Below are 15,697 nucleotides of genomic sequence, written 5' to 3'. Positions count from 1 at the left end.
ATAGTCTCTGACTATCCTCGCTGCCCCGCAGCGAAACAGGCGGTCATGAGTTAACTATGGCGCGGAAGTCACTTCCGTGCCTTGCTGGAAACTAGCTCAGAAGTCACAGTATGTAACTTCCGCACCACATGTGAATGTGGTGCCCGGCGAGTCTGGAGCGTTCGCATCATCCGTAGGCACGAGTCTGGAGACTCGCGCCAGTTCAGTTATACTGCTAAGACCCTTCTATTTTACTCCTCTTTTCTCAAAAACTAGCCTAAAACACTACGCCTCTACCCGCTTCGGGAATTTGCCTACCACCACGTACAGGAACGCCAGCAGGCACAGCGCGGCGGCTCCCCAGAAAACGAAAGGGATGAAAGGAATACGGTTGCCGTAGATCCAACCGGCGGCGAAGGCACCGATTCCAATACCGGCTTCCAAAGCAATGTACACGGTGGCCATGGCTCTTCCGCGACGTTCGGGGTGGCTCAGGTCAATGGCCCAGGCGTAGAGCGTAGGGGAATTCATACCGGTGCCGATGCCGTACAGCACGGCGGCGCCTAGGAACATGGCTTTGGTTTGGGCCAGACCCAGCGCCACCATGGAGACTGCCATCATGAGCGTGGAAACCCGCAGAATGGTGACGCGTCCGTAGCGGTCAGAGGCACGGCCAGCCAGGAACCGAACGCCCACCGAGGCCACGGTATAGAAAGTAAAAAACAGTCCTTTGTTCTGGATGCCCAGGTGCTGGCTGAAATCTGGGGTGACGGTGAGCACGGCGCCGTAGCAGAACAGCGTGAGCAGCATCACAATAAAAGGCGGAATCACGAGGGGCTCAAAAATTTCATCGCGCCGGATGCGCAGCAGGCCTACCCGGAACCGTTGCTTGTTGGGCAAGGTCTCTTTCAGGTTCACCAGCACCAGAATGGAAAGCAAGGCCATGGCCGAGGAACTGTAGAAAAGCGCGTTCAGTGAGAAATGCCGGCTGAATTCTCCACCGATGGCGGGTCCGGCGGCCAGACCCAGACTACCAGCCAACCCGAAAATCCCGATGGCGGCGCCTCTCCGTTCCAGGGGCACAATGTCTGCGATGTACGCCGATTCGCCGGTGGGCGTGAATCCGGTGGAGAACCCATGGATGAGGCGTAGCAGCAGGAACGCGAAGACGGTGGTCAGCAGAGGGTACAGCAGACTACATAGAATACAGACGGCCACGCCAAAATACATGACGGGCAAGCGGCCGATGGTATCGGTGAGTTTTCCGCTGAACGGGCGCGAGAGTCCGGCGGTAAGCGTGAACAGGCCAATGATGAACCCTTTGTACTCGGCTCCGCCCAGACGCGTGAGGAAACTGGGCAACTCCGGGATGATCATGTTGAAACTGGCCGAGAACAAAAAAGAACTCAAACACAGCATCCAGAACCGGAACGAGTAGGTAGGCGAAGCGGGGGTATTCATAATGGCCGCAAAGGTCTGCATTTCTGCTCTAATCCGGGTATCGTTTTAGGGGCATTTTCGGGAAATGAGGCCAAAACAGGGGCAGAAGGTTGCGTTACCCGAGGCAACTATTCTAGACTGCCGATGGATTTTGTATCTTCCGTGCTCAAGATTCCCTTATGAAGAAACAGCTTAGAACGGCCGCCGTTCTTCTCCTCTTAGCCTCGGCCTGTAGGCAGCCTGCGCAGCAGAGCGGCGCCAGTGGGGTGAACAAATTCAGTGATGCCACCCTCCGCAGAATCTACACGCTGCAAGACGAACGCAAAACCCAGGACCTGCTCACTTTCCTGGATCGGCCCGAAACCATGTACCGGCGCGAAGCGGCGCTAGCGTTCGGCTCCGTGCAGGACAGCACGGCTATTCCGGCGCTCAGCTCTTTGCTGCAAGATTTTGAGGCCGAAGTGAGAAAAGCCACGGCGTATGCCTTGGGCCAGATAGGCAACGCCAAAGCGGAACCTGCCCTCATGGAAGCCTACAACCAGGAGCAGAACGTACCCGTACGCGCCGAGATTCTGGAAGCCTGGGGCAAATGCGCCACCCAAAACGGACTGGACATGATCGCTCGTTACACGGCGCAAGCCAACATGGAACCTGCCCAAGCCTGGGCTTTGTACCGGGCCGGTCAACGCAAACTGAACTATACTGTTGCCATCACCAAAGCGGCCGCCTTGCTCAACTCCAGCCAGGAAGAGGCCCGGTTAGGTGCTTCCCACTTCCTGGGCCGCACGGCTAAACTGGACCCTAGTCCGGCCAAAGCGCAGCTTTTCAAAGTAGTGCAGCAGGACCCCAGCGCCAACGTGCGCATGGCAGCAGCGCTGGCCTTGGGTAAAATGACCGATACAACGGGCCTAGTTCCGGTAGTGACTAAGGTGTTGACGAGTGACCCTGATTACCGGGTTCGGCTGAATGCCGTACGTCCGCTATACCAGTTGCCGTATGCGGCGGTGCAAGCCTCGGCCTGGAAAGCCCTCACCGATGCGCATCCGCACGTAGCCCTGAGCGCCGCGGAATACCTGGCCGGCAAAGCTCCTGCCGCAGATGCCGGTAAACTTCTGGAAGCCGCCCAGAAACAGACCGACTGGCGGGTACGGGCCACGTTGTTTGGAGCGGCCCTAGCCTCGGCACCGGCTAATCAAAAGAACGAAATAGGGCAACAGATCCAGCAGCGGTTTGCGAAGGCCTCCAATCCATATGAGAAATCGGCTCTGCTCACCGCCCTCGGCAAAGACCAGAGCCAATATCCGTTCATTGAGCAGCAAGTCTTTCAGGCGAAACACCCGGCCATCAGCACCACCGGCATGGATGCCTTGATCTCTATCAGAAGCCAGAAGAATTTTGATGGGACGGCGGCTCCGGCTTTCAACCAGCTTTTCAAAAAGGCCATAGAATCTGGCGATGTGGCCTTGGTGGGCATGGCAGCGGGCGTCCTCCGTAACCCCGACCTGACCCTGAAAAACGCCTACCCAGATTTTGCCTTCCTGACCCAGGCCAAAGCGAAACTCACGCTTCCCCGGGACATTGAGACATACCTGGAAGTGCAGAAAACGCTGGATTACCTCCAAGGCGAAACCTCGGCTCCTACGCCTGCCACCCCGTTCAGCCATCCCATCAATTGGACGTTGGTGAACCGGTTGCAGAAAACCCAGAAAGCCAAGCTGAAGACGTCCAAAGGCGAGGTCACTCTGGAGTTGTTGGTGGAAGACGCGCCCGGGTCCGTGGCCAACTTCGTGGAATTGCTGGAGCAGGGCTTTTTCAATGGCAAAAACTTCCACCGCGTAGTACCCAACTTTGTGGCGCAGGGCGGCTGTCCGCGCGGCGACGGCTGGGGCTCCACCGACTACGCCATCCGCTCAGAATTCGCGGATCTGAATTACCTGGAAGGCTACGTGGGCATGGCCTCGGCGGGCAAAGACACCGAGAGCTGCCAATGGTTCATCACCCACTCCCCCACCCCGCACCTGGACGGCAAATACACCATTTTCGCCCGGGTAATCAAAGGCATGGACGTAGTGCATCAGCTGAATATCGGGGATACCATTGAGAAGGTGGAGTTGGTGCGGTAGGGCTTAGTTGTTAGTGATTGGTTTTTGGTTTCCAGTAGTTTACAGCTATAGGCCTGGCTTAGGCTGCCTCCCCACTCCTTTGTCATCCTGAAAGGATCTTGTGGGCGAACTAGATAGGCTGACCTTGCTCTAACTTTCTTCTTTAACATCATTTAATGAGTTACCTTCATAAACTATTGCCCACAGATCTAAGAAAAAGAAAGTGGCTATCAGTGGCGGTTGCCCTTGCGCTTGCAGGCCCATTAACCATCTGGGGCATTTATGGCATAGGCGAGTACGGGATTGCGCTTTTTATCATCACCCCATTGCTCTTAGGCTCAGCCTCTACAATTGTATTTGGTTACAATAGAGCCGTTTCTTACAGAGAATCCAGAACCGTAGCGTTCATTACGCTATTGATTTTTACGCTTGCACTGCTGGTATTTGCCATAGAAGGTGTGATTTGCATAGTGATGGCGGCTCCTTTAGCGTTGCTTTTGACTTGGCTGGGAAGCTTCTTGGGCCATGAAGCCGTTGCAAAAACTCCTACTGGTGCATCGGTAATTATCTTAGCGCTTACTGCCGCCATTCCATCTTTGGCCTTTGTAGAGCATGACGCGGCCCCACAACTCTCTTCAGTAGTGACCTCCTTGGTGATTGATGCTTCCCCGGAAACGGTTTGGGAAAATGTTGTGGCTTTTCCTGAACTGGAGGAGCCAACAGAACTAATTTTCAAAACCGGGATAGCCTATCCTATCAACGCGACAATAAAAGGAACGGGGGTTGGAGCAGTTCGCCATTGTAACTTCACAACAGGAAGCTTTGTTGAGCCTATTACTGTTTGGAACAGGCCAAAACTACTCAAGTTTAAGGTGGTGAATCAACCAGCACCAATGAAAGAGATCAGCTTTTGGGACATTGACGCTCCTCACCTGCACGACTATTTTGTTTCTACACAAGGCCAGTTTAAGTTGACGGCCCTACCCAACGGTCAAACAAAATTGGAGGGAACAACCTGGTATTACCACAACATCAAACCAGCTTTTTATTGGAGGCCCTGGAGCAATTACATCATCCATGAAATTCATAAAAGAGTGTTGACCCACATCAAAGTCAACTCTGAGAAGGAATAAAATCAGAAGCCGCTTCAAACTTGAAGCGGCTTCTGATTTTTTGCTTGTCTATTCAGAGCTGTTTTTCAGCAAACAGGCGCAAAACCTTTACGCCGTGGGATGCTGCGGCACATACACCACCTTCTTCGTCTCAAAGAACTCCTCCTGGAAATAACTGCTGAGGTCAAACACCTGGTGCACCAAACCAGACTCCGCTAATTCTTCAGAGAGATCGCCGCCCTTGAGGTAATACAGCCCTTGGTTAGGCACAGAGTCTTTTTTGAAGCTGAACTGAATCCATTGGTAGAAGGTAGCCAACCTAGCCACGGCGCGGCTCACAATGAAATCATACTTTTCGTGCACCTGCTCGGCGCGGGTGTGGGAGGCTTTCACGTTGTGGAGATGCAGCTCGTTGGCAATCTCCTGCACCACATGGATCTTCTTGCCGATGGAATCCACCAGGTGAAACTTCACCTCGGGGAACAGGATGGCTAAGGGCAAACCTGGCAAGCCACCGCCCGTGCCCACATCCATCACCGAGGTTCCCGCCGGGAACTGCACCACCTTGGCTATGCCTAGGGAATGTAGCAGATGGTGCACCACAATGTTGTCCATGTCTTTGCGGGAGATGACGTTGATTTTGGCGTTCCACTCTACATACAGCTCCGCGAGGCGCGCGAATTGCTTCTGTTGCTCTGGGGTAAGATCCGGAAAGTAATGGGTAAGGATATCCACGGGTTGTGCGTTCATAGGCCCAAAGATAACAAAAGGAGTCCTGAGTTCTGTGTCTGGAGTTCTGAGTTAGAAATGGAGCTGTTCCGTTTTGGAGCCGTTTTCAGGAAAAGAGGCTAGAAACCGCTCTTTCCGAAGACCTGCCGCAAGTTTAGCGTAAGCGCAACTTGTGGCTTTCCTTGGCCACCAGTTTGTAACTGGCGAAACACGATACCTGATGAGGTGCAACGCCAGTTGCAAACTGGCGGCATGTTTCCCACAAGTTACCGCTGCGCTCAAACTTGCGTGAGGTTTTAAGCCTCTTTCCCTGAAAACAGGCCCAAAACGCAGAAAGCAGCCGCTGGGGCTGCTTCTGTAATCTTGTGTCTTATGTCTGACGTCTTGTGTCTTAGATAAGGTGTTTCTTGTTCTTCACCATGTCATAGAGCAACTCGCGGGCGCGGTGCAGCTGGGCCTTTACGGTACCAAGCGGGGCGCTGAGTTCGGTGGCGATTTCCTCGTAAGACAGCTCATCAAAGTAGCGCAGGGTAACCAGGCGCTGGTACTTGTCTGGCAGCTTGCTCACAATGTACTGCATGATCTCTATCTTCTGGTTCTTGATGGCAGACTCCTGCGGGTTCAGGTTGTTGTCTTTGAAATCAATGGTGATCTCATCGCCGTTGTCGATCTTGATGGCCGAGTCAATGCTCATGGTCTTGATCTTGTTCTTCCGGATGAAGTCAATACAGTTGTTGGTGGCAATTCTGAACAGCCACGTACTGAACGCGTACTCCGGGTTGAACTTGTGCAGGTTACGGAACGCTTTCGCGAAGGCTTCAATGGTGAGGTCCTCGGCGTCATCGGCGTTGCGCACCATCTTGAGAACCACGTGGTAAACCGGCTTTTTGTAGATCTGCATCAGCTCGGCGTAGGCTTTCTCGTCGCCATCTTCCACCGCAGACTGGATCAGTTTAAAATCGTGTTTCGCTTTCGCGGAAAATTGCTTGTTTACTTCCATCTTACCTTTTTAGTCGTTAAAACAGAGATCCCGATCCCTATATAATTGAGGTAATATCCTACTTCCAAGATTGGCAGGAGCCACCATTTGAGCGGATCTTGCAGGCGGCGGGCCACCGGCAAATAAGACCCGTACAGGGCGGCATATCTCACCCCAATAATGAGGCCAACCCACAACAACTGGTACTGCAAGCCTAAAAGAACGGGTGATATTACATAAAATAACGCGTTTGACAGGACAAAAAGTCCGAGTCTGAGTTGATTCTTCTTCTGGTACTGCCTCCCTGCCGCCAAATGTCTCCGTTTCTGGCGCCACCAGTCGCGCCACCGGCGTTCCGGGGAGCTGCTTGTCTGGGCGCTGCGGTCAATGACAATCTGGACGGCAGAGTGTTGGGCAGCTTCCTGCACAAATAAATCGTCATCGCCTCCCAAGGACCTGATATGGGACGAGAAACCCTTGTTCCGGAAAAAAACTGATTTGGTGTAAGCAAGATTTCTCCCCACTCCCATATACGCTTGCCCTCGCTTAGCAAACGACAGATACTGAATAGCAGTCAAGAAGGTTTCAAATCGAATTAAATGATTTAAGAATCCATATATCTGCATATACGGGGAAACGCCCAAAACGATGTCTTTTCCCCCTAAAAAACCGCTGGCCATGCTTTGGGCCCAGGTAGCCGAAAGGGGCCGGCAGTCGGCATCGGTGAGCAGTAAATGCTCATACTGAGCGGCTTTTATGCCCAGGAAGAGCGCATACTTCTTGGGGCTCATGAGGGGCGGGGTTTCTTTCACGCGCACCAGCCGCACGTGGGCGTGCTCCAGCTCATATTCCTTCACCAGCACGTGGCTGCCGTCCCAGGACCTATCATCAATCACTATAATTTCTAACGGCTGCGGGTACTCCTGCTGTATGAGCAGGGGCAACAATTCCTGCAGGTTCTCAGCCTCATTGTGGGCACACACCAGAATGGACAGCGGCGGCAGGTTGGCCCCGTTTTGGGGCGCCGGGTCTTTGTGGAAGGCCAGCGGCAGGAAGTAATAGAGAACATAGAACAGCTGCACCAGCACACAGGCGGCCAGCAGAAGGAGCAACGAAACGTGGAGAGGAAACAGGTAGTCCAAGGCGAAAAGAAAACTGGGTCCAAAAATAGCACAAATATCCTTGCGCTGCCTAGCGGCCGGGCGGTGGAACAAAAGGTTGTTTGTATCTTTGCCAATTGGAGAAACCCTGGCTGGCAAATAGCTGGCCCATTGCACCAAAAGGGAGGGCGTCTCCGGTATTTTACCAGTTATCCATGACGTTTGATTTAGTAGCAAAAGATCCTGCTTCCAAAGCCCGGGCCGGGGTACTCACCACCGCCCATGGCACCATACAAACCCCTATTTTCATGCCGGTGGGCACCGCCGGTACCGTAAAGGCCGTGCACCAGCGCGAGCTCAAAGAAGACGTGAAAGCGCAGATTATCCTGGGCAATACCTACCACCTGTACCTTCGGCCGGGTTTAAATGTGCTGGAGCAGGCCGGTGGTCTGCACAAGTTCAACGGCTGGGACCGGCCCATCCTTACTGATAGCGGCGGGTACCAGGTGTTCTCCCTTTCGGGCACCCGCAAGATTGTGGAGGAAGGCGTGAAGTTCCGCTCGCACATTGACGGTTCCCGGCACCTGTTCACCCCAGAGAATGTGATGGACACGCAGCGCACCATTGGCGCCGACATCATCATGGCCTTTGACGAGTGCACCCCTTACCCCTGCGATTACCACTACGCCCGCAACTCCATGGAGCGCACGCACCGCTGGCTACAGCGCTGCATTGACCGCTTTGACGCCACAGATCCTAAGTACGGCTATGAGCAGACGCTCTTCCCCATTGTGCAGGGCAGCACCTACAAAGATCTGCGTATCCAGAGTGCGGAGACCATCGCTTCCAAAAATCGGCCCGGAAACGCCATTGGCGGTTTAAGCGTGGGCGAGCCCGCCGAGATGATGTACGAGATGACCGATCTGGTCTGCGACATACTGCCCGCTGATAAACCGCGTTACCTCATGGGCGTGGGCACCCCGGCTAACATTCTGGAGAACATCGCCCTGGGCGTGGACATGTTTGACTGTGTGTTGCCTACCCGCAATGCCCGCAACGGCATGCTGTTCACCACGCAGGGCATCATCAACATCCGGAACGAGCGCTGGAAAGAGGACTACTCTCCTATTGACCAGGAACTGGGCGGCTACGTGAGTACGTTCTACTCCAAGGCGTATCTGCGCCACCTCATGCACGCCACCGAGATGCTGGGGGCTCAGATTGCCAGCGTGCACAACCTAACGTTCTACCTGTGGCTGGTAGGCCAGGCGCGCGAACAGATCCTGGCCGGCACCTTCCGCCCCTGGAAAGACCAGATGGTAAAGAAGTTAATGACACGTTTATAAGTATGAAGTCAGAATCAGGAATTAGGAATTTGAGGAAACTTGCCTTTCTGTTGTCTATCCTTCAAGAAGCAATTCCTAATTCTTAATTCTTAGTTCCTAATTGATATAGCGGTGAAGCTGAAGCTATTAGACAATTACATCCTTAAGAAGTTCCTGACCACGTTTGTGTTCGTGGTGATCATCCTCATTGCGGTGATCTGCGTGATTGACTTCGTGGAGAAGAACGATGACTTTATCCAGCACAACCTGTCGGTGAAGGTGATTCTGCTGGACTACTACGTCAACATGATTCCGCACTACATCAACATGCTCAGCCCCATCACGGTATTTATTGCCACGGTGTTTGTAACGGCCAAACTGGCCTCGCATACCGAGATTGTGGCTATTCTGAGCAGCGGGATTTCCTTTAAACGCATGCTGGTGCCCTACATCATTGGTTCGGTGATCATCGGGATTTTTATCTTCTTTTTCTCTTCGTACGTGATTCCCAATGCCAACAAGACCCGGGTGGCGTTTGAGATAAAGTACGTGAAGAACCCTTACACCTTTGAGGGCCGCAACGTGCACTTCCGCATCGGGCCAGACACCTACGCCTATCTGGAGAGTTATAACAACCACGCCAACGTGGGCTATAAATTCACGCTGGAAACCATCAGAAAACAGGAACTCCTGCGAAAGCTTTCCTCTGAGTCTATCCGGTGGGACAGCACCAAGCAGAAGTGGCACATGGACTCTTACACCCTGCGCACCTTCAACGGCGACAAGGAAACCGTTTACCACGGCGGGGCCATTGACACCACCCTTAACCTGCTGCCCAAGGACTTCGCCAGTACCTACCGCCTCAAGGAAACCCTCACCAACGCCGAGCTCAACCGCCTCATTGACGAGAAAGTGCTGCGCGGCGCCACCGATGTGGAGATGTACATGACCGAAAAATACGAGCGCATGAGCTACCCCTTCGCCATTACGGTGCTGACCATCATTGGCGTCATTCTGAGCTCGCGGAAGGTGCGCGGTGGCGTAGGCCTGCAGATTGCCCTAGGGTTCGTGCTGGCCTTTATCTTCATCATCTTCGTGATGATGAGCCGGAGCCTGGCTTCGGTGGGCGGTATTCCCCCGCAACTTGCCGCCTTCGTGCCGCTGGCCGTGTTCACCGTGATTGGCATTATCCTCTACCGGACGGTACCGCGATAGTTGGCTAGTTGTTAGTTGCTAGTTGTTGGTTTCTATTTAGATCTAGTTTTGGCGCGAGACTCCGGTCTCGTGACGAGGGATGAAGCGAACGCTCCAGACTCGCCGGGAACCAATGACGGACTCAAGTGCTGCTGAAAAATATTAAAGACCAACAATCCCGGTGTCGCGGCGTTGCCGCGAGGGTAGCCTGGAGGCTACCCCGCATCTGTAGGCACGAGTTTGGAAACTCGCGCCAGCGGTAGGGAGATAGGGCCTGAGCAATGGTCTTGTTTAAGGGCCATTCTGCAGAAATCAGCCTCAAAACAGAAGGCCGTCCTTTACTGCCCCAATTCTTAGTTTCTAATTCTCAATTTACAATTCCTCCCAGTGCAAACCCCTCGCTTTAAAGATTACCTGGAACTACACTTTATCATTGTCCTGTGGGGCTTTACGGCCATTCTGGGGAAATTTATCTCTATTCCGGCTGTGGAATTGGTGTTTTACCGGACCATTCTGGCGGCGGTGGCGCTGGCGGTGATTATCAAAGTGCGCAAGCAGTCGCTGCGCATTGGGCGGGGGCCTATCCTGAAGATTCTGGGCGTGGGTTTCCTGATTGCGGCGCACTGGATCTTGTTTTTCGCCTCGGCCAGGATTTCGTCGGTTTCTATCTGCCTGGCGGGCATGGCCACGGCCAGCCTCTGGACCGCCATTCTGGAGCCAATCTTCACCAATAAGAAGATAAAGCCGCATGAGGTGGCGCTGGCGCTGCTCATCATGGTGGGGCTGTACGTCATCTTCCGGTTTGAGTTTGACCATGCCGTGGGTATTGCCATGGCCGTGGGCTCGGCGTTTCTGGCCTCGTGCTTCACCATCATCAACAGCAAGCTCACCAAGCAGCACGCGGCTACCACCATTACCTGCTACGAGATGGCCGGCGCCTGGCTGGCCACCTGCCTGTTCCTGCCCTTCTACCGTCAATGGATGACCGAAACCGGCGAGCTGCAACTGGCCTTAACGGGCGTAGACGTGTTCTGCATTGCCCTGCTGGCCCTGGTGTGTACCGTGTACGCGTACACCGCCGCCGTGCGGCTCATGCATAAATTCAGTGCCTACACCATGAACCTGACCGTGAACCTGGAGCCGGTGTACGGCATCTTGCTGGCGTGGTTCATCTTCAAGGAAGGCGAGGTGATGTCGGCAGGGTTTTACTACGGGGCGGCCATTATCCTGTTCAGCGTGTTCCTGCACCCCATTCTGGAAGCCGTCATTCACCGCCGGCAGCAGCGCTTAAAGAACGCCCTGCCAAACTGAGTACTCCTGCGGGAAAAGTAACGGAGCTGCGGGCGCAGTCTGGAACAAGCCGTACATGGTAGACCCGGAGCCCGACATGGAGGCGTACACCGCGCCCATGCTGTACAGCTGCTGCTTAAGCTCTGCCAGCACCGGGTACTTGGGGAAAAGACTCGCCTCAAAGTCATTCACTACCCTGTCTTTCCAGGTGGAGATATCCTGCGCCAACAGCGTTTTCAGGCTGTTTTCGGGGAAACGGGGCGAAACCCCGGCGTAGGCCTCGGCGGTGCTGATGGCCAGGTTGGGGTACACCAGCACCAGGTGCCAGCCGGTTAGGTCCACTTCCAGGGGCTCAAACACATCGCCTTTCTCCACGGCCAGCACGGGTTTGTTCTGCACAAAAAAGGCACAGTCAGAACCCAGTTGGCGGGCGTAGTCTTCTAGGTTCCCGGAGGTGAGGCTTAAGTTGAAAACCTCGTTCAGGATCTTGAGGGTGAATGCGGCATCGGCGGAGCCGCCGCCCAATCCGGCCCCCATGGGAATGACCTTGTGCAGGTGCATCTGGATGGCCGGCAGTTCAAAATCCTTCCGCAGGAGCTCATAGGCTTTCCAGCAAAGGTTGGCAGTAGGTTCGCCAGGCACGGGCAGGCCCGAAAGCGTGAACGTGGCCTCTGCCTGGGCGGGCAGAATCTCCAGGGCATCGGTCCAGCCTACGGGGTAAAAGCAGGACACCAGGTTATGGAACCCATCGGGGCGTTTTTCCACCAATTGCAGACCAAGGTTTATCTTCGCGTTCGGGAATTGAATCATGCTGCAAGATACTAGTGATTGGGAATTAGTTGTTAGTGTTGAGTGCCCATGAGGCGGGGAATAGCCCTACAAACGCTAACTTTAGTATCTTCCGTTTTGATCCTGCTTTCTTTCAAACAGGCTCAAAACGTCTCTCTTGCCAAGGCTGTCATTTCCCTGATTTGTCGGTCCATTGGCACATCAGCACCTTTAAAAATTAGCACATTACCGCATGTACCTTGCGTTCGGAAAGCGTTTCTTAGATCTTCTGCTGGCGGGCACCGCCCTGTTGGTGCTGTGGCCCGTGATGGCGTTGGTGGCGGTGGCGCTCTGGGTAGGGCTGGGAGGCAAGGTCCTGTTCCGGCAGCAGCGCCCCGGCCTGCACGGCAAACCGTTTGCCTTCTACAAGTTCAGGACCATGACCGAGGCCCGCGACCTGCACGGCACGCTCCTCCCCGACGCCCAGCGCCTCACCCCCCTGGGGAAATTCCTGCGGAAAACCTCTTTGGACGAGCTCCCGCAGCTGCTGAACGTACTCAAGGGCGACATGAGCCTGGTGGGCCCCCGGCCCCTGCTGATGGAGTATTTGCCGCTGTACTCGCCGGAGCAGGCCCGGCGGCACCTGGTACGGCCCGGCATTACCGGCTGGGCCCAGGTAAACGGCCGCAACCTGCTGCGCTGGGAGGAGAAATTTGCCTACGACGTCTGGTACGTGGACCACGTGTCTTTCCGGGTAGATTTGCGTATCTTAGGACGCACCATCCGGCATCTGCTGAACCCCAGGGGCATCTCGGCCCCGGGCACGGCCACCATGGAGCGGTTTACTGGTTCTGCTAACCAATCGTCTTTATGAACACTGAAAGAAAAAGAATTGCCATTGTTGGCGCGGGCGGCCTGGGCCGGGAAGTGCTGATGCTCCTCCACCAAATCAATGCGGTTACTCCCAAGTGGGACATCATAGGGTTCTATGACGATGCGGTTCCCGCCCAGCCCCATATCTGCGGCCTGCCGTACCTGGGCAAGGTAGTGGACCTCAACAACGTAGACCACCAGCTGTACGTGACCATTGCCATTGGCAACTGCCAGGCCAAAACCGACGTGGCCGACCGCCTGCTCAACCCCCTGCTGTGTTTCCCGGTCCTGGTCCACCCTTCGGTGATCTGCCGGCCGGAGCAGGAAAACAAACTGGGCGAGGGCACCATTGTCTGCCAGAACTCGGTGCTCACCACCAACGTCACGCTGGGCCGCCACGTGCTCCTGAACCTGGCCTGCACCGTTGGGCATGACACCGTTATTGGCGATTTCTGCTCCCTGATGCCACAGGTGGCGGTGAGCGGCTGTGTGCGCCTGGGCACGGGCGTGTACGGGGGCACTAACAGCACCATTTTGCAGAACTGCAAGGTAGGCGCTTTTTCCATTATAGGGGCGGGTGCCATGGTAAACTCAGACCTGCCCAGTTACTGCACGGCCGTAGGAGTGCCGGCCCGCATTGTGAAGCAAACCGCATGACCCCTCCCCTGAATTTTATTTACCTCTCGCCCCCGCACATGGGCGGGAAGGAGCAACACCACGTGCAACAGGCTTTTGACTCTAACTGGATCACCACCGCCGGGGCCAACGTAGACGGTTTTGAGCGAGAGCTGTCCGCTTACCTCAGCGTGCCGGCCGCCGCCGCGCTCAGTTCCGGCACCGCCGCCCTGCACCTGGCCTTGCTGGCCCTGGGCGTAGGCCCCGGCGACGAAGTCTTCTGCTCCACCTTCACGTTTGTGGCCAGCACCAACCCCATCTGCTACGTGGGGGCCACGCCCGTTTTCATTGACAGCGAACCCACCACCTGGAACCTCTGCCCTAGCGCTTTGGCGCAGGCTTTGGAAAATCGGCTTAAAAACGGCAAGCTGCCCAAAGCTCTGGTGCTGGTGCACCTCTACGGCATGCCCGCGCAGCTGCAGGAAATCCAGGAGATCACCCAGCACTACGGGGTGCCCCTTATTGAGGACGCCGCTGAGGCGTTGGGTTCCCGGTACCGAGACCAGCTACTGGGCACCTTCGGGAAAGCGGGCATTTTCTCCTTCAACGGAAACAAGATTATTACCACCTCGGGCGGCGGAGCCCTGGTGTCTCCAGATTCCCAGTTGGTGGAGCAGGCACGTTGGCTGGCCATGCAGGCCAAAGAACCTTTGCCATACTACCACCACACCACCCTGGGCTACAATTACCGCCTCAGCAATATCAGCGCCGGAATAGGCCGGGGTCAGTTGGAAGTGCTGGAGGAGCGCGTGCAGCAACGCCGGCAAATATTTGACCATTACCGATACCTGCTGCAGGAGATTGAGGAACTGGAGTGGCAGGCAGAACCAGAGGGCTTTTTCTCTAACCGTTGGCTCAGCTGCTTCACCCTAAAGAAAAGCTGTAACCTTACTCCTGAAGAACTTCGGCTTCAATTACTGGCCGCCCACATTGAGAGCCGGCCGCTTTGGCAACCCATGCACCTGCAGCCACTCTACCAAGGCCATGACTACTTTGGGGAGCGCACCAGCGATGAGTTGTTCACCCGCGGCTTGTGCCTGCCCTCTGGTTCCAGCCTCACGCAAGCTGATCAGGAGCGGGTGGCAGCCGTCATTAAAAAGGCGTTTTCAGCCTGATTTCAGAAAAGCCCTCCGAAACCGGGGTTTTAGCAGATGGTTGAATGTAGCAGATGAAAAGCTTGCAACTGCCTAACTTGGGAAAGGCTTCTATGTCTACAACATCACTGCATCAAACTTTCCGGTCAATCCTAAAATCCCATCATTCCTAATCCTGATCAATCCGAGAAATCCCGTCAATCCTGCTTCTAACAAAAAAAATCCTGCTCCGCAGAAAGCAGAACAGGATTTTTGAGAAGCTTGAAAAAGCAGGGATTACTTCTTGCCTTTTTTCTCTTCGGTCTGAGCGCTCTTCAGAGCTCTTGGGATGGTTACCGTTGCCACTGGTGAAAGTGGGTTGGTTAAGATAGTGTAGTTGGCAGGAGCAATCTTGTTCACTTTGATAGACTTACCCAACTCCAGGTCAGAGATGTCTACCGCAATGGAATCTGGCAGGTTAGCCGGAAGCGCTTTCACGCGCAGCTTGCGCAGTTTGGTCACCAGTTTACCCCCGGCCATTACCCCTGGAGAAGTACCCACGAAACGTACTGGTACATCAACTTTCACTTCTTTATCATCTTGCAGCAATAAGAAGTCCACGTGCAGCAACATTTCGTTTACTGGGTGGAACTGCAGGTCTTGCATGATGGCTTTGTAGTGTGTTCCCTCAATGTTCAGGTCAACCTGGTAAACGTCTGGAGAGTAAACCAAGTCACGGAACAGGATAGCAGGGGCAGAGAAGTGAACTTGCTCAGCACCGCCGTACAACACACATGGAACTTGAGCTTCCTCACGAAGCGCCTTAGCTTCGGATTTACCGAGATTTGCTCTTTTAAACCCTATAATCTCTAAGCTTTGCATAAAAATTGGTTATGAATAAAAAATAAAAAAACTCTTTTAAGAGAGACACAAGTATCAAGATGTAAGACACAAGATCTCTTTTGCTTTAATCTGCCTTTCTTCTTGTTGGTGATACCACCTACAAGGGCTTTCAGTACTACAGTTTTGACCTTGTTCTTAACGCTTTCAGGTCTACG

General features: G+C 54.4%; 14 protein-coding genes. 8 read left to right on the top strand and 6 right to left on the bottom strand.

Annotated elements, in window-relative coordinates; all coding sequences use genetic code 11:
- Positions 1-264 precede the first annotated feature (264 nt).
- Positions 265-1,461, bottom strand: a complete 1,197-nt coding sequence (locus JT718_RS19635; RefSeq protein ID WP_240337191.1) for an MFS transporter — start codon at positions 1,459-1,461, stop codon at positions 265-267.
- A gap of 137 nt (positions 1,462-1,598) precedes the next feature.
- Here JT718_RS19635 and JT718_RS19630 point away from each other — a divergent pair, with 137 nt between their 5' ends.
- Together JT718_RS19630 and JT718_RS19625 are read left to right on the top strand one after the other, a co-directional pair.
- The gene (locus tag JT718_RS19630) at positions 1,599-3,542 is read left to right on the top strand and encodes a peptidylprolyl isomerase (protein ID WP_205504500.1); all 1,944 of its coding nucleotides are present in this window, start codon (positions 1,599-1,601) and stop codon (positions 3,540-3,542) included.
- Between the two features lie 155 nt (positions 3,543-3,697).
- Positions 3,698-4,654, top strand: a complete 957-nt coding sequence (locus JT718_RS19625) for an SRPBCC family protein (protein WP_205504499.1) — start codon at positions 3,698-3,700, stop codon at positions 4,652-4,654.
- Positions 4,655-4,741: 87 nt separating this feature from the next.
- Here the strand turns inward: JT718_RS19625 and rsmG are convergent, their stop codons facing one another.
- The 3 genes from rsmG to JT718_RS19610 all read right to left on the bottom strand — a co-directional run bounded on the left by rsmG (position 4,742) and on the right by JT718_RS19610 (position 7,483).
- On the bottom strand, positions 4,742-5,383 hold the full coding sequence (gene rsmG, locus JT718_RS19620; protein WP_205504498.1) for a 16S rRNA (guanine(527)-N(7))-methyltransferase RsmG: 642 nt from the start codon (positions 5,381-5,383) through the stop codon (positions 4,742-4,744).
- A gap of 370 nt (positions 5,384-5,753) precedes the next feature.
- On the bottom strand, positions 5,754-6,362 hold the full coding sequence (locus JT718_RS19615) for an RNA polymerase sigma factor (protein ID WP_062542709.1): 609 nt from the start codon (positions 6,360-6,362) through the stop codon (positions 5,754-5,756).
- A complete protein-coding gene (locus JT718_RS19610; RefSeq protein WP_205504497.1) occupies positions 6,353-7,483 on the bottom strand; it encodes a glycosyltransferase in 1,131 nt (376 codons plus the stop codon). Before JT718_RS19610 ends, JT718_RS19615 begins: the two co-directional genes overlap by 10 nt.
- A gap of 173 nt (positions 7,484-7,656) precedes the next feature.
- Between JT718_RS19610 and tgt the strand changes: the two genes are divergently transcribed.
- The 3 genes from tgt to JT718_RS19595 all read left to right on the top strand — a co-directional run bounded on the left by tgt (position 7,657) and on the right by JT718_RS19595 (position 11,271).
- On the top strand, positions 7,657-8,787 hold the full coding sequence (tgt, locus tag JT718_RS19605) for a tRNA guanosine(34) transglycosylase Tgt (RefSeq protein WP_205504496.1): 1,131 nt from the start codon (positions 7,657-7,659) through the stop codon (positions 8,785-8,787).
- Positions 8,788-8,904: 117 nt separating this feature from the next.
- Positions 8,905-9,981 (top strand): LptF/LptG family permease, encoded by a 1,077-nt coding sequence (locus tag JT718_RS19600; protein ID WP_205504519.1) that lies wholly within the window; start codon positions 8,905-8,907, stop codon positions 9,979-9,981.
- Between the two features lie 366 nt (positions 9,982-10,347).
- A complete protein-coding gene (locus JT718_RS19595) occupies positions 10,348-11,271 on the top strand; it encodes a DMT family transporter (RefSeq protein WP_205504495.1) in 924 nt (307 codons plus the stop codon).
- Here JT718_RS19595 and ispE read toward each other — a convergent pair.
- Positions 11,248-12,060 carry a 4-(cytidine 5'-diphospho)-2-C-methyl-D-erythritol kinase gene (ispE, locus tag JT718_RS19590; RefSeq protein ID WP_205504494.1) on the bottom strand — a complete coding sequence of 271 codons (813 nt, stop codon included), beginning with the start codon at positions 12,058-12,060 and terminating at the stop codon, positions 11,248-11,250. The genes JT718_RS19595 and ispE overlap by 24 nt on opposite strands.
- Before the next feature lie 211 nt (positions 12,061-12,271).
- Here ispE and JT718_RS19585 point away from each other — a divergent pair, with 211 nt between their 5' ends.
- The 3 genes from JT718_RS19585 to JT718_RS19575 are packed head-to-tail and all read left to right on the top strand — an operon-like array spanning position 12,272 to position 14,681.
- Positions 12,272-12,892: a sugar transferase gene (locus JT718_RS19585; protein WP_205504493.1), complete on the top strand. Its 621-nt coding sequence runs from the start codon at positions 12,272-12,274 to the stop codon at positions 12,890-12,892.
- A complete protein-coding gene (locus JT718_RS19580; protein WP_205504492.1) occupies positions 12,889-13,548 on the top strand; it encodes an acetyltransferase in 660 nt (219 codons plus the stop codon). The genes JT718_RS19585 and JT718_RS19580 overlap by 4 nt, the downstream gene beginning before the upstream one ends.
- A complete protein-coding gene (locus JT718_RS19575) occupies positions 13,545-14,681 on the top strand; it encodes a DegT/DnrJ/EryC1/StrS family aminotransferase (protein WP_317195535.1) in 1,137 nt (378 codons plus the stop codon). Before JT718_RS19580 ends, JT718_RS19575 begins: the two co-directional genes overlap by 4 nt.
- Positions 14,682-14,936: 255 nt before the next feature.
- Here the strand turns inward: JT718_RS19575 and JT718_RS19570 are convergent, their stop codons facing one another.
- Positions 14,937-15,521 carry a 50S ribosomal protein L25/general stress protein Ctc gene (locus tag JT718_RS19570; protein WP_205504491.1) on the bottom strand — a complete coding sequence of 195 codons (585 nt, stop codon included), beginning with the start codon at positions 15,519-15,521 and terminating at the stop codon, positions 14,937-14,939.
- Positions 15,522-15,697 lie beyond the last annotated feature (176 nt).

It is taken from the genome of Rufibacter psychrotolerans, assembly GCF_016924645.1.
Lineage (GTDB): Bacteria > Bacteroidota > Bacteroidia > Cytophagales > Hymenobacteraceae > Nibribacter > Nibribacter psychrotolerans.
This window is presented reverse-complemented; position numbering and strand designations above follow the sequence as displayed.

Bases quoted from the DNA above. Each gene is read 5' to 3' on its own strand.
- JT718_RS19585 (WP_205504493.1), top strand. From the start codon at position 12,272: ATGTACCTTGCGTTCGGAAAGCGTTTCTTAGATCTTCTGCTGGCGGGC.
- JT718_RS19575 (WP_317195535.1), top strand. From the start codon at position 13,545: ATGACCCCTCCCCTGAATTTTATTTACCTCTCGCCCCCGCACATGGGC.
- JT718_RS19570 (WP_205504491.1), bottom strand. From the start codon at position 15,521: ATGCAAAGCTTAGAGATTATAGGGTTTAAAAGAGCAAATCTCGGTAAA.
- JT718_RS19635 (WP_240337191.1), bottom strand. From the start codon at position 1,461: ATGCAGACCTTTGCGGCCATTATGAATACCCCCGCTTCGCCTACCTAC.
- JT718_RS19615 (WP_062542709.1), bottom strand. From the start codon at position 6,362: ATGGAAGTAAACAAGCAATTTTCCGCGAAAGCGAAACACGATTTTAAA.
- JT718_RS19630 (WP_205504500.1), top strand. From the start codon at position 1,599: ATGAAGAAACAGCTTAGAACGGCCGCCGTTCTTCTCCTCTTAGCCTCG.
- JT718_RS19580 (WP_205504492.1), top strand. From the start codon at position 12,889: ATGAACACTGAAAGAAAAAGAATTGCCATTGTTGGCGCGGGCGGCCTG.
- JT718_RS19625 (WP_205504499.1), top strand. From the start codon at position 3,698: ATGAGTTACCTTCATAAACTATTGCCCACAGATCTAAGAAAAAGAAAG.
- tgt (WP_205504496.1), top strand. From the start codon at position 7,657: ATGACGTTTGATTTAGTAGCAAAAGATCCTGCTTCCAAAGCCCGGGCC.
- rsmG (WP_205504498.1), bottom strand. From the start codon at position 5,383: ATGAACGCACAACCCGTGGATATCCTTACCCATTACTTTCCGGATCTT.
- ispE (WP_205504494.1), bottom strand. From the start codon at position 12,060: ATGATTCAATTCCCGAACGCGAAGATAAACCTTGGTCTGCAATTGGTG.